The organism is Gammaproteobacteria bacterium, from assembly GCA_034522055.1.
GTDB lineage: Bacteria > Pseudomonadota > Gammaproteobacteria > JAABTG01 > JAABTG01 > JAABTG01.
The window spans coordinates 887,538-900,618 of the sequence record JAXHLS010000002.1; the positions used below are offsets into that span (position 1 = coordinate 887,538).

Consider the following 13,081-nt stretch of genomic DNA (forward strand, 5'->3'; position numbering starts at 1 on the left):
GATGACGGAAGACGCGATGGGGAGGCCGATGGTTGATACTACGGTGCAAATTCATTAACTCGTCGGGGTTCGCAAGCTCACCCAACTATAGGCCCCGCCTGTCGGGCTGAAGCCCGACCTACACAGCACCCCCACCGCCCATTCCTTTGGCACGAATGTCGGGATTCATCCCGACATTCAACCCCCGCGCATACCGCGTGCCGGGTCGGTACCACCCGCCAGCGTGGGGTGTCGGGCTGAAGCCCGACCTACAACCCGACCTACAACCCGATTTCCTTGGTCTCAGCGAGAGAATATTCTTCTTTCTACACCCACGAATTCTGCTGACGAACCCTGATTTATAGGGAAATGTATCGCGCAGGGTGGGCGCAGTGCGCCGGGGGTGGCGCTGATCGGGGCGGTGGTCGTGGCCGGCGAGGCCTCTTCGTCCATGTCTTCGGTCCCTGCGACGTGCGATGGGTGGTCATTCTCTCGCCATTTCTGCGCAAAATCCAATGTCCGGACGAGCGTGACCGCTGCCGCGCTGCGGGGCCGTCCCCCCTCGGTCAAGACAGCGAGTCTTTATCCTGTTCTACGGACTTAGTGTCGCGTGTCGGGCGGCCTCCAGGATGCACGACGGGGCGCAATCTGCGCGATGATGTACAGCCGTCCGGTCCGGCACTGCGGGCAGGGATAGTCGACACCGTCGTGGTGCGCAGCGGCATCGCCTGTGTTGGGCGGGGATGGCTGGCCAGCGCCTCACTCCTGATGCCGTGACTGAACTCCGCCATCACCAGGACGTGGACGTTATTGGTCATCCAAACATACGCATGAATGGCCAGACCGTGCCTGGCGGCCGCCGCCACCAGCGCGTCCCGGAAAAACCGGTAGTCCGCATCCGCCGCACAAATCACCTGGCGGTTGTTCCCCCGCTGAATAATGTGCTGCGGCTGACCGGGAATCACGTAGCGGGCAAGACGGGCCATGGGTGGCTCTCACCTGAAGACTTGGTGCTGAAGCCAAGCACAATATCGTGTCTGACCCCATTAGGCGTGACCCCATTAGGCGCATCTGTCCGCGGATTCAACCGGCCGCCCGTGCCATCGGCCCGCCCGCAGCCCGGGATGGGTCCCGGCATTCAATCGTTGAGGCCGTGGCTCCTCGCAGCGCCGGTACGCGCCGCCCTGGATGCCGGGTCGGGCCCGGCATGACGAAGAAAGGCGGATGCCAATAGGCAATCAAGGCGCTTCACTTTGTGCCCCTGCCACACCGTGTTTGCGGCGGATGTCCTCCAACACTTCCCGGTCGATGAGGCCGTCGTCGCGAATGCGTTCGTCGTAGTTCTCCCAGCCCATGAAGTCGTGCAGGGCCCGGCGCATGAGCGGGCCGCACTCCCCGTCCATCGCGCCCCGGTAGAACCCGCGCTCCCGCAACAGGGCCTGGAGTTCCCGGGCCGTTGCTCCGGCAACGGGCACCAGGTCATCGGGATGGCTGCGGAAGTAGGTCAGGCGGTGGATGGCATAGAGGCGCTCGAGTTCGGCGATGGGCGTGGGGTGGTCGTACACGGAAATGGGCACCAGGCGATCGTCATGGCCCCCGTAACCGCCCCCGGCCCGCACCACCAGCAGGCCCGCGGACTGCTGGCCGCGCACCTCCCCCCCCGCGCCTTGGCCCGCGGCCAGGGCCGCCAGCAGGCGCTCGGCCAGGGGGCCGCGTGTGCCGGCGAAGGTCTCGGCCATGGCCTCCACCACCGCCGGGCCGGCGAGCACGTTGCCCTGGGCGGTGAAGTGCTCCCCCTGGAGCGCGCCGCACCAGGGAAAGCACTCCGCCCCGGTGTAGGCCGCGCTGCGTCCGCGGGCGTCCACGATGCCCACCTGGCGCACGGCCCGCTCGGGGTCGCCCCCCACCAGGATGTCCAGGGCCTGCTCGGGGCTCGCCCCCTGCTCCAGCAGGGCCAGACCGCGATGGCCGAAGCCCGGGTTCAGGTAGGCCTGGGAGGCGATGGCCCCCACCCCGGCCCGGGCGAACGGGATGGTCACCCCGGCGTTGGGGAACTTGGACTGCACGGCCACGCCCAGGTCCCCACTGTCCAGATCGAAGGCGACGATGGAATAGGTCATGGGCGATACACCCCGAGGGAGACGGGCGCCGGCCTCATTGGCCCCCTGCCGGACGAGACTTTAACACCCTCGATTCCGTGCGCCATTTCCTCTCTAGAACGGGATTGGATCATCATCGTCATATGGCGCGATATCCCTGGCCAAGTTAAGAAACACCCCGAGTGACTCGCACAGATTTTTTACTGTTTCGCTATGCGTCAGTTTTTCCTCCGGCGTCTTGGCCTTTGCCATTGCCCTCAGAGCGGCTTCGATTTCCTTTGAAATTCCGTCCATTATTTTCTCAGGATCCATCATTCCTCCAAGTATTTGGTTTTCACCGTTGTTGATTATGCAACGAAACGTTCTTCGCGCATCATTCGTAGTGACTCCACAGGCTTTAGACCGCAACAAGCCTTTTTACCTTGAGTTCTTTGCGATGTCGTTCAGCACGCCAAAGCTCATACTGGGACTGCTGGTTCAGCCAGCTTTCTGCCGAGGTATCAAAGGCGATCGAAAGACGGATAGCCATTTCGGGACTAATGCCGGCCTTGCCGTTCAACACAGCGCTCAGAGTCTTGCGGCTGACGCCCAACGCTTCTGCCGCTGCCGTTACAGAGAGGCCAAGGGGTTCCAAGCAAAGCTCTCGCAATACTTCACCAGGGTGGGGAGGGTTGTGCATCAACATGAGCGGCACCTCAGTGGTAATCTTCGTAATTCACTATCACGGCATCCCCGTCCTCAAATCTGAACGTCACTCGCCAGTTACCGCCGACCGTCACGGACCAGATTCCGGCGCGATTCCCTGAGAGTTCGTGCAGCCGAAGTCCCGGCAAGTCCATATCTTTGGTGTCTGATGCTGCATTCAATCTACCGAGAATAAGCCGAAGCCTCTTTGCATGAGCGGCCCGAATCCCTGCGGTGCTGCCGGACTTGAAGAATTTGGCTAAGCCCTTGTGTTTGAAGCTTCGAATCACTCCTTGAGTGTGCCCCGTAACGTATCAGGTGTCAAAGCACATGACGTTTCGCCTGCACCGAAACGGGGCCACACAAAAGGGACCAGACACTCAGCTATCCGCTCATTTGCAGTACCAACAATGACCTGCAACCTACTGATCTGAGCATTAATGTTCGACTTCTCACGATCACTGGGAGTTACCCCGCTAAATAATGTGCCGCCGCTGGCCGGGAATGACGCAGCGAGCAGCACGGGCCACGGGTGGCTCCCATCGGACGACTTGGCGCCAGAAACCTAGCACAATTAGGATATCTGCAACCATTATATCGCTCTCAACCCACCTGTTAAGCCGGAATCGCTCTTATGGACATAGGAAAGACGCTAACAAAAGTGGTGCTGAAATTCCGCGGTGGAAAACTAAAAAGCCTCGTCGTTCGCAAACTATCGCAGTTTTCTCAAGCCACCACCCGCAATGCCTTCAGGCAGTCCCGCAATCTGCGCCATCTCAGTATGGGCGGCGCCTTTGTGGGCATGGGCCTGATCCTGCTGTTGTCAGTCATCTACGACAAACTGAAGGCCAGAGCGCAACGCGCCTATTCCTTCGTCGACACCAATTACGACACGGCGGGACGGGCCTGGAAACGGCAACCTGAAATTCAGGAGCGCATACTTAGGGACCGGTTCTGGCGCCCTTACGAGCTTGCTCTCAGCGCCAGGGATATCAAGCCCCCGTACGACGACCGGGAATCGTTTCTGCGCCTGGCCCGACACGCACTGGAGGCCGACCTGCCACTACTGGAAGACCACAACGCCGCAGGGCAGCCTTCCCGCATTCCTTTTCGTCAGGCGCAGAAACTGTTTGCGTCACCACCGTTCAGTACGCACAAGAATTCCGTCAACGACCTGCGGTTTTCATGGTACAGGGATATACGGGACCGCCATCTTGGCCCCCGGCGATACCTGATGGACCTCACACAATCCTCTCCGTTCGAGAATTACCTGCTGATCGGTTTTCGCCGAGACATGGTCACCATGATTTCCCGGGGACTGAAGAAGTCCGCCTCCGACGTGCGTCTTGAAGACGTACTGGGCACGTCCCGCCCCGATTTCATTGGCGAAGAATGCCAGGTGGATCGAGACAAGATTCGCGCATTTACCGCACGCAAGATCCTTCCACGCACTGGAAATCCAAGGGATGCCGTCTGGCGCGTGCTGGAGGACGGGCTGGGCAACGTCGTCAAGGAGATCGTACTGGCTGATCCCATGTATCTTACCGGCGAGTTTTTCATTGTGGATGAACAGGGCCAGTTTGCCTCTACGCGCGTCTTCGGTGGCATGATTTCGGAATTGACCGACCTGGTGGATAAATACGGCCCGGTCGAAAAAAAATGCCGGATCGACTTTGACGATCTCCACCATAGAGCCAATGACGCACGGACTTTAACCGGCCGACTGTTGGAATTCCTCGCCACAAACGATCCCGACAAGGTCGTCGTGCAAGATCTTGGGGATTTACGTGCTGTACGTGTCGCTCTGCAGATTGATCTGTCTTTGCAGAAAAAGCTCTTGAATGACACCGAACCGCGCCAGTTGTTGGACAGCTTTTCCGATATACGCCAAAGGCAGGCCGACTATGACAGGGCCCTTATCGAGTTGCGGGGCGTCTACGAAAGCTGCCTGGCTGATTTCGAGCTATACAACCTCTTTCTGGAGGAGAATTTCAGCCGTTATTTCGCCGAATACCCTGAGGCAGACTACGATCCCTGGTGGGCAAAAGTCTTCCTCATCTTATCCCGACGCATTCGGCGCGCGTCGCGACGGTTTCGACAAAAGCTGCAGTTTCGTTAACCATGGAGAAGATTGGTTAACCGACATAAAACGCGATATGGAAATCGAGCGCGCATTCCATGTCACCCGGCCAAGTCCTATGGTCTGGATGGCTCAGTCCCCTTTTTCTCGCGTCCCCTTTTTCTCGTCCCCTTTTTCTACCCTTATTCTGAAAAACTACCCCGTCTGAGCTTGTCCTTATCCATGACGCTAGCTAGACTAGACCAGACCTCACTTGCGGAGATTTTTAAGTGACCACCGTCAACATGCTTCAGGCAAAGAGTTCGCTGTCACGCCTGGTCGCCGAAGTGGAGAGCGGCGAGGAAACGGAGATCATCATTGCTCGCAACGGGCGTCCGGTGGCCAGGCTGGTGCGGTACGAGAGGGCGCCCGCCCAACGGCGTCTCGGGGTTGCCAAGGGGCGGGTGGAGATCCCCGACGACATCGATGCCGGCAACGAAGAGATCGCGGCGTTATTCAGTCAATGAGGCTGTTACTCGACACCCACGTGGCCCTATGGGCCATTGTGGACAGCCCGCGCCTACCACAATCCATCCGGTCGCTCCTGCTGGCATCGGAGAACACGCTGGTGGTAAGTGCCGCATCTGTATGGGAAATTGCCATCAAGCACAGCCTGCGCCGCAGGGACATGCCCCTTTCGGGTGAGACAGCGCTGCGGTACTTCCAGGAATCCGGCTATATGTTGCTGTCCGTGGGTCCGGGCCACGCCGCCGCGGTAGAGGGGCTGCCGGACCACCACCGCGACCCCTTCGACCGACTGCTCGCCGCCCAGGCCCTAACAGAGCCGCTCCGGCTGGTGACCCATGACCCCGTGCTGGCGCAGTATCAGGAGGGGGCCCTCCTGTTCTGATTAGGACAAAAATGCCCAACGCGATTGGAGTGCAAAGGTCAGAAACCGGCCTCGGTTGCTACAATATCGTGTCTGCCGCCATTAGCTTGACCCGATTAGCTATTAGCAATTGTTCCATTAGGCGCTCTGCCTTCAAGCGGAACGTACCACTGACTCTTCATCTGGGCCGGCAAAGCTCTCAATGCGAACCTCTCCGTCCGGGAATCGTGCAATGACATCGAGTTCGCCGCCCATTGCCCGAATATGGTTACGCAGCGTGGACAGGTACATGTCGGTGCGGCGTTCCAACTTGGCCACGGCGGGCTGTTGAACGTGAAGTACTTCAGCGAGAGTCTGTTGCGACAGACCACGGGCTTTTCGAAGTTCGTGTAAAGGCATGCCCTTCAGCAAAGCATCCGCTTTGGCCTGAGATTTTGCCTGGGCTTCAGTCGACATGCCGGCTCGAAGATTGGAAAATTTCTTAGCCACCTATCAAACCCTCTCGTTTCAACTCGTCCAAGTGCTGGTCGTAAAGCCGATCGGCCACTGGCACTGTCCGCTCGTACCACTGATCATCGCCGGTTTTTTCGCCACCAATGAGCAGGATCGCGGTGCGTCGTGGATCGAAGGCATACAGTGTTCTGTAAGGCCTTCCGTCATGCGGGGTGCGAAGCTCGCGCATGTGGCTGTGCCTTGATCCGTTGATCCCACTGCTATAAGGAAACGGAAGTTGCGGCCCACGCTCCTCAAGCAAACGGACCGTCGCATCGACGGAGATCTGTTCTTCCTCGGACAAGGTCCGCCACCATTCCGCGAACTCGTCCGTGAATTCAACATCCCAGCTCATGCGAGTATGATTCCACAGATGGAATCATGCCGTCAAGGGAATGCTCGTAGTGCGACAAGTTTTCTGCTGCGGTTTGAATTAGGGTGCAGATCTTTTAGGACGCAATGAAATCAATGAGATAGCGTGATTGGGGGTAGCCGAAAGGGCCAGCCGATGGTATGTAACAAGCTACGAAACCGTTATGTACCACTGGGAGGCCCTTCCGACGATGACAGCGTATACCAAGGTGGATGGATTTGACGAGTTTACGGCGGCCCGAGAGGGGTTTGAGCACTTGGTGGGTGCGCTTTGCAGCGCGGACAACGAGGCATTGGAGCACGGCCAGGTGGAACGACTCATTGAGGAGGAAGGACGGGAAGTTCTGCGGCGCTTGATGCAGGGTTACGTGGATTTGCGCACGCATAACGAGGTGCGTGTGAGCGCGGTGACAGGTGCCGATGGCCAGGAGCGGGAGCAGTGTCGCGGCGACCGTAGCCGGCAGCTTGAGACCGTGTTCGGGACCGTCGAGGTCCGGCGCAAGGGCTACAGCGAGCGGGGATTGGCGAGCGTCTTTCCGCTGGATGAGTCGCTGAACCTGCCGCGGGAGAAGTACTCGCACGGTCTGCGTGAGCGGGTGGTCAAGGCCGTGGTGAAGGAGTCCTTCGACGAGACGGTCAGCGCGGTGCGCCAGAACACAGGAGGCCATGTGCCCAAGCGCCAAGCCGAGCAGCTGTCCACGGTCGTGGTGGAGGACTTTGATGCCTATTATCAGTCCCGCGCGGGCACACAGGCCGAGGACACCGATCTGTTGGTGATGAGCGCGGACGGCAAGGGTATCGTGGTGCGGACCGAGGACTTGCGTCCGGCGACCCGCAAGGCGGCCCAGAGCACGTGTCACAAGCTCAAGACCCGGCTGAGCCAGGGTGAGAAGCGCAACCGCAAGCGGATGGCCACCGTGGCGGCTATCTACGACGTGGCGCCGCACTGGCGCAGTGCCGAGCAGATCATGGGTGTGGAGGAGCGCTCGAGCGATGCCCGGCCCCGGCCTGAAGGGAAACGGGTATGGGCCAGCCTGGAGGAGCCCCCGGAGATGGTCATCGAGCGCCTGTTTCAGGAGGCTGCCCGGCGTGATACAGAGCGCCGGCGGCGCTGGCTGGTGCTCGTAGACGGGCACGAGAAGCAGCTGGACATCGTGAACGGGTGCATCGCGCGTTACGGGGGCGACGTGGTGGTCATCCAGGACTTCATCCATGTGCTGGAGTATCTGTGGAAGGCCGCTTACTGCTTCCATCCCGCGGGCTCGCAGGGCGCCGAGCAGTGGGTCATGGAGCGGGCTCTGCGCGTCCTGCACAGCGAGGCCAGCAGCGTGGCTGCCGGCATGCGCCGCAGCGCGACACGCCAGGGATTGACGCCAGCGCGGCGCAAGGCCGTGGACACCTGTGCCCGCTACCTGCTCAAGAACAAGGCGCGCCTGGATTATGCCGAGGCACTGGCCCACGGATGGCCCATCGCCACCGGCGTCATCGAGGGTGCCTGTCGCTACCTGGTCAAGGACCGCCTGGAAATCACCGGCGCCCGATGGAGTTTGAAGGGTGCTGAGGCCATCCTCAAGCTGCGCGCCCTGCATGCCAGCGGAGACTTACAGGACTACTTTGCATTCCATCGCAGCCAAGAGCGGCGGCGCAACTATCCGACCGGGTATGGCCAGCCGTGCTGCCTGGCCGCATAGGGGCTGGTGGATGTCGCTCCAAAAGAGCCGCACCCTTTGAATTAAGCGGCTACCAATGGATCACTGGGTCCGTAATAAGCCTATTACCATATCGTGTCTGCCCCCTTATCCTCCGAGATCTACACTCCATCCTTATTCGTTAGCCGCGTATTATGCGCCTTAGTCATATGCATTTTTATATATTTTATTGATTCGTTCTAGCAGTTCTTTCAAAAGCTCAAGATTATCGCTTGATGTTCCTTGCTGCCCTCTTTCATTATTCACCACGTAATCTAACCCAGATATAAGACACTCATAATCCCACTGATATAAACCAAGCGGTCGCCTCCCTTTATAATTAGCGACTCTTGAATCCAATCCAAAACATTCTGTAAATACGTAGCAAACATCATGTAACGCATCTAACTCATCCCCCTGGATGAGAAGATTTGTCTTTATATCTTTTTTTCCTGGTTTCATGTTGGCGATTTGGATTTGTGGCTAACCACCAGCAGTCAGCCGGCGCTTAACCCAATGCGAAGCGGCGGGTTAAGCGGCCGGCTGGATGGCCTTGTTTGGCCAATCGTTGTCAACAGTAAAAGACCGACCAACCGGTCTTAGTTGGGCAAACTCCTGCTTCTTGAGCTTGGTGCGAATCTCTTCAAACGATCTGACAACGTCCTCCGCGTAAAGCCGTTCCCCGCAATGCTGACAGACCTCTGCAGTAACTTTCACTGCCACAGTGTTACCCCCACCGCGTAACAACTTTTCTACTTGCTTGGTCTCAAGCTCGCCACCGCATACAGGACATTTTTCAAATGGAATCATTTCTTCATCCTCACTTTCCAGTCAATCCAGCGCGCGGGATCTGGCCGATACACTGTAATTATCACAGCCCATCCATTGTCTGAATTATAGGCCCAGACGCTATGAATTGGTTCGCTCGCAAAATTCATACCCATGACGAGACAACTAGGGTATGGCTTATCATTCAGATACTCTTAAATGATTTCGCCATGCATCACTGAAAAATATATCTCGTCGAATGTCAGATCATCGTCCACAGCCTCTTCATCCGCATGGTCTGTGATGCGGACCTGACTGTTACGGATGGCCACAACAACGTCCTCAATATCCATCTACGATTGTCCTATTCTGGCCGAACTAATAAGCATTTATCCGCCGTACGCAGCATGGCGAATAAATGTCTGTTGGACTAAGCCGCTCATCCGACCGGCGCGGTCTGATCTATAGGGAAATGTATCGCGCAGGGTGGGCGCAGTGCGCCGGGGGTGGCGCTGATCGGGGCGGTGGTCGTGGCCGGCGAGGCCTCTTCGTCCATGTCTTCGGTCCCTGCGACGTGCGATGGGTGGTCATTCTCTCGCCATTTCTGCACAAAATCCAATGTCCGGACGAGCGTGACCGCTGCCGCGCTGCGGGGCCGTCCCCCCTCGGTCAAGACAGCGAGTCTTTATCCTGTTCTACGGCCTTAGTGTCGCGTGTCGGGCGGCCTCCAGGATGCACGACGGGGCGCAATCTGCGCTATTACGTAAGCCGTCCGGTCCGGCACTGCGGGCAGGGATAGTCGACACCGTCGTGGTGCGCAGCGGCATCGCCTGTGTTGGGCGGGGATGGGTGGCCAGCGCCTCACTCCTGATGCCGTGACTGAACTCCGCCATCGCCAGGACGTGGACGTTATTGGTCATCCAAACATAGGCATGAATGGCCAGACCGTGCCTGGCGGCCGCCGCCACCAGCGCGTCCCGGAAAAACCGGTAGTCCGCATCCGCCGCACAAATCACCTGGCGGTTGTTCCCCCCCCGCTGAATAATGTGCTGCGGCTGACCGAGAATGACGTAGCGGGCAAGACGCGCCATGGGTGGCTCTCACCTGAAGACCTGGTGCTAGATGGCTAACACAATATGGTGGCTGACCCCATTAATCGTGACCCCATTAATCGCCCTACTCTGGGTCGCCGTGGCATGGTCCCTCGTCATCCTGGCTTTATTGAATAAAGGATAGGACAAAAAAACCGTGGTCCGTCCCCTATTGGTGCCCGGTTCGGCAGAAATCCGTAGTGGCGGATCCGCATCAGCCCCTTGGGCAGGACAGACATGCAAAGGTCAAGACCTGACCCCGGCTGTGCACGCGGCTGTGCAAGACCTGACCCCGGCTGTGCACGCATCAACCAGTCCGTTATCGGACTGACTGCAAGGCTCGATACCGGGCCCGGGGTTAGCGGTTACCCGGGCGGGATTCCCACCCGCTAGAATGTGCGGCATTGACAAGCCGCTGCTGTTGTCCCTTATTATTTACTATTATTCATTATTCTCAAATATTTGCTCGAAACATCAACAATTCGTGGGGATGCCCCAGTATCTGACGCCATTAGGCGCCGTGATTTTTGATCCAAGAAATCCTGCGGGATTCAAGGTCGTCGGGAAGCTGCAGCCATTGAGGCGCGATGCAAACCTCCTTTCCCTGCGCCGCACCCGATGCGGAATATCGGAGCCCGAAAGATATGACCTGAGCCCAGTTTTCGTATAGTGCTCTAATCTCCGGGCAATCATCATAGGTAACAACCCAAGACGCATCCTGTTTTGATCCAAGTATCCCCGCCAGGCGTTTGTGGTATTCGTGGTCCAACGCGTTGAGGTAGAGTTTGGGCCCCTTGTTGTAATATGGAGGATCGATGAAAAGGAATGTTTTGTCGTCGGCGTGATCTTCCACGAGTTGGATGCCATCGAGGTTTGACAGCTGGATTCGGTCTCGGTATTCAATAATGCGGCTACATCGTTCCCGCAAGCGCTTACGATTGAATCGCGCATCAATTTTCCAGCGCCCCTTTTGATCATAACCTCCGATTGGACCTCCATTCAAGATGATGCCTGAACGGTTGCAGCGGTTCAGATAAAAAGTCGCAAATCCCCTTCGGAGCCGAGAATATTGCCACGGTTTTTTTAGAATCGCCCGCTGGCGCTTCCATTCCTCAATGTTTAGTGGCGCGTCATCGATTAGGCGCAGGAAGCGCGTGGACTGATTGGTCAAAGCCCACCAAAAATCACCAATGGACGGGTCCAAATCATTGATGACGATATAATGAGTATCTTCGCCCATCAGCATTTCGAGCGCGGCCCCCGCTCCACCGGCGAAGGGCTCCGCGATCGAGTGTTGACCGAGGCCGTTGAGTGACCGAACCTTCCGAAGAAGCGGAGCCATTGCCGCCTTACCACCCGGATAGCGAAGCGGACTCGCAAGCGTCGCCATTATCTCAGTCCTCCGTCAACATTAGACGAAACAATGGTTCCATGCGAAGCCAGAACTGCTCAATGTCACGACCGGTCGGCATGTCGTGGCTGTGAATGAATCCATGGAGATCGGTCACATTGAATGGCGCAGCTCTGTCATATGACAACGCCTTGTTAACCTGGCGGGTTTCGTCCACCGCCAGTTGAGCTTCGGCAATCTGCTTGAACTCAGACGCCAGTTGCCGCATTTCCGGCTGGGTGCCACGGAGCTTATTGGATGCCTTGAGTCGCTTACAAAGTGGCTCGAACAAATTTTTGCGTTTCAGGTAATCAATCATGGCAAGCTCCAGGAATACACGGAGTCCAAGAGCACCGGAATTCGGAAGGTCCTCGCGGTTAATCTTCCCGAGTTCCTTTCGCAGGTCGACTAGGCGTTCAGATCCATGGCGCACCTTGAAGCCTGGTGGAATCACCTTCTTGCTTGTTGACCTCGCCTTGGGCGCAGCTTGTACCTGCGAGCCACCCTTATTGGATGCAACAGTCCTCTTTCCGACAACGTCGGCAGGAACTATTGTTTTCGTTGTCCGCTTTGGGAGTTCCTCGCTGGCCCAGGTATCAAAATAGCTCTTGATTTCATCGTCCTTGTTGAGTGAGCGCGACGACTGCTTGCTCAATGCGATGTCAGAAACGAGCTTTGCGTACGCCTTCTCGAAACGAGCTTTGGAGGCATTGATTTTGACTCCGTGTTCTTCATCAGCCCTGATACAAAGAGCCTCCCGACCGGCCTTTGAATTGAACACCCGTTCGATCGTAGTGAAGATCTTGGCTCGTGGATTTTCCACCTTGGCCTTAACTTCGTCTTCCAGTTGAACCGATCGTGCCATATCAGCAATGGCTCGAAATTGCCGGGCCTCCTGAATATCCGCAGTCGTGAATCCAAGTCTGTCCCGGATCTGCCCGTTTGTGTACCCTTCCTGCAATTTGTCTAGGATAAAGCTGGATCGGTTCTCCTTGGTCCAGCTCAGAACTGCTGTTTCCGCGTGCCTGGCAGCCACTTGCCGATCTGTAGCGCGGCGGCTAGGCGCAATTACGACCGGGACCTTGACCAATGTGTTTATGTCGTCGATTTGCCGGCGCAAGCGGTCAACTTGACGGTGTGGGGTTCCTTCCAAAAGGCCCGGCTCTCGGAGGGCTTTTAGTGCGGCCAAACGCCGGTTGCCCTCGACCACGATCAGCCGATCTTCCTCTCTGACAACCAAAAGCGGCTCGGTCACGAAGAAGCCGTGTTTGGCAATGCTCCGTGCCACTTCAATGGCCTTATCATGGTCAAATAGAAACTGCATCAGCTCCCGCGGAGCCTTCCCGCTGCTCTCGCGCCCCAAGCGAGGATTCTTGTGGTCCAGGTGAAGGGAGGTGATGGCGCGCGTCGTTGATTGCCAGGTGTTAGTGGTCATTGGATTCCATGTTCTCCATGTCGTCCCCTCTTTTATAAATCACGCCTGAGCCTTGGGGATTGCCCATCCGGATCAGCCTACCTCGCTAACGTTCCGGCTATCCAGCGCCGCTAAGAGCACCAATTAAAAAATCGC

General features: G+C 57.6%; 17 protein-coding genes. 4 read left to right on the top strand and 13 right to left on the bottom strand.

Annotated elements, in window-relative coordinates; genetic code table 11:
- Positions 1-545: 545 nt before the first annotated feature.
- The 5 genes from U5S82_04330 to U5S82_04350 all read right to left on the bottom strand — a co-directional run bounded on the left by U5S82_04330 (position 546) and on the right by U5S82_04350 (position 3,052).
- Complete coding sequence (locus U5S82_04330; protein ID MDZ7750884.1) at positions 546-965, bottom strand: hypothetical protein; 420 nt, start codon at positions 963-965, stop codon at positions 546-548.
- 252 nt (positions 966-1,217) lie between these two features.
- Positions 1,218-2,099, bottom strand: coding sequence for a DUF1028 domain-containing protein (locus U5S82_04335; GenBank protein MDZ7750885.1), 882 nt, complete (start codon positions 2,097-2,099; stop codon positions 1,218-1,220).
- Positions 2,100-2,192: 93 nt separating this feature from the next.
- The gene (locus U5S82_04340) at positions 2,193-2,393 is read right to left on the bottom strand and encodes a hypothetical protein (GenBank protein ID MDZ7750886.1); all 201 of its coding nucleotides are present in this window, start codon (positions 2,391-2,393) and stop codon (positions 2,193-2,195) included.
- An 82-nt stretch (positions 2,394-2,475) separates the two neighbouring features.
- The gene (locus U5S82_04345; GenBank protein ID MDZ7750887.1) at positions 2,476-2,763 is read right to left on the bottom strand and encodes a HigA family addiction module antitoxin; all 288 of its coding nucleotides are present in this window, start codon (positions 2,761-2,763) and stop codon (positions 2,476-2,478) included.
- A 10-nt stretch (positions 2,764-2,773) separates the two neighbouring features.
- On the bottom strand, positions 2,774-3,052 hold the full coding sequence (locus U5S82_04350) for a type II toxin-antitoxin system RelE/ParE family toxin (protein ID MDZ7750888.1): 279 nt from the start codon (positions 3,050-3,052) through the stop codon (positions 2,774-2,776).
- Between the two features lie 371 nt (positions 3,053-3,423).
- Between U5S82_04350 and U5S82_04355 the strand changes: the two genes are divergently transcribed.
- The 3 genes from U5S82_04355 to U5S82_04365 all read left to right on the top strand — a co-directional run bounded on the left by U5S82_04355 (position 3,424) and on the right by U5S82_04365 (position 5,731).
- Positions 3,424-4,881: a hypothetical protein gene (locus U5S82_04355; protein ID MDZ7750889.1), complete on the top strand. Its 1,458-nt coding sequence runs from the start codon at positions 3,424-3,426 to the stop codon at positions 4,879-4,881.
- Positions 4,882-5,111: 230 nt separating this feature from the next.
- Positions 5,112-5,348, top strand: coding sequence for a type II toxin-antitoxin system prevent-host-death family antitoxin (locus U5S82_04360; GenBank protein MDZ7750890.1), 237 nt, complete (start codon positions 5,112-5,114; stop codon positions 5,346-5,348).
- The gene (locus U5S82_04365) at positions 5,345-5,731 is read left to right on the top strand and encodes a type II toxin-antitoxin system VapC family toxin (GenBank protein ID MDZ7750891.1); all 387 of its coding nucleotides are present in this window, start codon (positions 5,345-5,347) and stop codon (positions 5,729-5,731) included. Before U5S82_04360 ends, U5S82_04365 begins: the two co-directional genes overlap by 4 nt.
- Before the next feature lie 132 nt (positions 5,732-5,863).
- Here U5S82_04365 and U5S82_04370 read toward each other — a convergent pair whose 3' ends face one another.
- Together U5S82_04370 and U5S82_04375 are read right to left on the bottom strand one after the other, a co-directional pair.
- A complete protein-coding gene (locus U5S82_04370) occupies positions 5,864-6,199 on the bottom strand; it encodes an XRE family transcriptional regulator (protein MDZ7750892.1) in 336 nt (111 codons plus the stop codon).
- The gene (locus U5S82_04375; protein ID MDZ7750893.1) at positions 6,192-6,557 is read right to left on the bottom strand and encodes a type II toxin-antitoxin system RelE/ParE family toxin; all 366 of its coding nucleotides are present in this window, start codon (positions 6,555-6,557) and stop codon (positions 6,192-6,194) included. The genes U5S82_04370 and U5S82_04375 overlap by 8 nt, the downstream gene beginning before the upstream one ends.
- 208 nt (positions 6,558-6,765) lie before the next feature.
- Here U5S82_04375 and U5S82_04380 point away from each other — a divergent pair, with 208 nt between their 5' ends.
- Entirely contained in the window at positions 6,766-8,265 is a 1,500-nt protein-coding gene (locus tag U5S82_04380; GenBank protein ID MDZ7750894.1) for an ISKra4 family transposase, read from the top strand.
- A gap of 159 nt (positions 8,266-8,424) precedes the next feature.
- Here the strand turns inward: U5S82_04380 and U5S82_04385 are convergent, their stop codons facing one another.
- The 6 genes from U5S82_04385 to U5S82_04410 form a co-directional block, all read right to left on the bottom strand.
- Entirely contained in the window at positions 8,425-8,724 is a 300-nt protein-coding gene (locus tag U5S82_04385; GenBank protein MDZ7750895.1) for a hypothetical protein, read from the bottom strand.
- 69 nt (positions 8,725-8,793) lie between these two features.
- Positions 8,794-9,072: a YgiT-type zinc finger protein gene (locus U5S82_04390; GenBank protein MDZ7750896.1), complete on the bottom strand. Its 279-nt coding sequence runs from the start codon at positions 9,070-9,072 to the stop codon at positions 8,794-8,796.
- A 173-nt stretch (positions 9,073-9,245) separates the two neighbouring features.
- Entirely contained in the window at positions 9,246-9,383 is a 138-nt protein-coding gene (locus U5S82_04395) for a hypothetical protein (GenBank protein ID MDZ7750897.1), read from the bottom strand.
- A 342-nt stretch (positions 9,384-9,725) separates the two neighbouring features.
- Positions 9,726-10,121 (bottom strand): hypothetical protein, encoded by a 396-nt coding sequence (locus U5S82_04400; protein ID MDZ7750898.1) that lies wholly within the window; start codon positions 10,119-10,121, stop codon positions 9,726-9,728.
- A gap of 511 nt (positions 10,122-10,632) precedes the next feature.
- Positions 10,633-11,511, bottom strand: a complete 879-nt coding sequence (locus U5S82_04405; GenBank protein ID MDZ7750899.1) for a DNA adenine methylase — start codon at positions 11,509-11,511, stop codon at positions 10,633-10,635.
- 4 nt (positions 11,512-11,515) lie between these two features.
- The gene (locus tag U5S82_04410) at positions 11,516-12,946 is read right to left on the bottom strand and encodes a hypothetical protein (GenBank protein ID MDZ7750900.1); all 1,431 of its coding nucleotides are present in this window, start codon (positions 12,944-12,946) and stop codon (positions 11,516-11,518) included.
- Between the last annotated feature and the right edge of the window lie 135 nt (positions 12,947-13,081).

What these genes read in the sequence shown, in the direction of transcription:
- U5S82_04340 (MDZ7750886.1), bottom strand. Translation starts at nt 2,393, where the DNA reads ATGATGGATCCTGAGAAAATAATGGACGGAATTTCAAAGGAAATCGAA.
- U5S82_04345 (MDZ7750887.1), bottom strand. Translation starts at nt 2,763, where the DNA reads ATGTTGATGCACAACCCTCCCCACCCTGGTGAAGTATTGCGAGAGCTT.
- U5S82_04385 (MDZ7750895.1), bottom strand. Translation starts at nt 8,724, where the DNA reads ATGAAACCAGGAAAAAAAGATATAAAGACAAATCTTCTCATCCAGGGG.
- U5S82_04330 (MDZ7750884.1), bottom strand. Translation starts at nt 965, where the DNA reads ATGGCCCGTCTTGCCCGCTACGTGATTCCCGGTCAGCCGCAGCACATT.
- U5S82_04335 (MDZ7750885.1), bottom strand. Translation starts at nt 2,099, where the DNA reads ATGACCTATTCCATCGTCGCCTTCGATCTGGACAGTGGGGACCTGGGC.
- U5S82_04365 (MDZ7750891.1), top strand. Translation starts at nt 5,345, where the DNA reads ATGAGGCTGTTACTCGACACCCACGTGGCCCTATGGGCCATTGTGGAC.
- U5S82_04400 (MDZ7750898.1), bottom strand. Translation starts at nt 10,121, where the DNA reads ATGGCGCGTCTTGCCCGCTACGTCATTCTCGGTCAGCCGCAGCACATT.
- U5S82_04410 (MDZ7750900.1), bottom strand. Translation starts at nt 12,946, where the DNA reads ATGACCACTAACACCTGGCAATCAACGACGCGCGCCATCACCTCCCTT.
- U5S82_04375 (MDZ7750893.1), bottom strand. Translation starts at nt 6,557, where the DNA reads ATGAGCTGGGATGTTGAATTCACGGACGAGTTCGCGGAATGGTGGCGG.
- U5S82_04405 (MDZ7750899.1), bottom strand. Translation starts at nt 11,511, where the DNA reads ATGGCGACGCTTGCGAGTCCGCTTCGCTATCCGGGTGGTAAGGCGGCA.
- U5S82_04390 (MDZ7750896.1), bottom strand. Translation starts at nt 9,072, where the DNA reads ATGATTCCATTTGAAAAATGTCCTGTATGCGGTGGCGAGCTTGAGACC.
- U5S82_04395 (MDZ7750897.1), bottom strand. Translation starts at nt 9,383, where the DNA reads ATGGATATTGAGGACGTTGTTGTGGCCATCCGTAACAGTCAGGTCCGC.
- U5S82_04380 (MDZ7750894.1), top strand. Translation starts at nt 6,766, where the DNA reads ATGACAGCGTATACCAAGGTGGATGGATTTGACGAGTTTACGGCGGCC.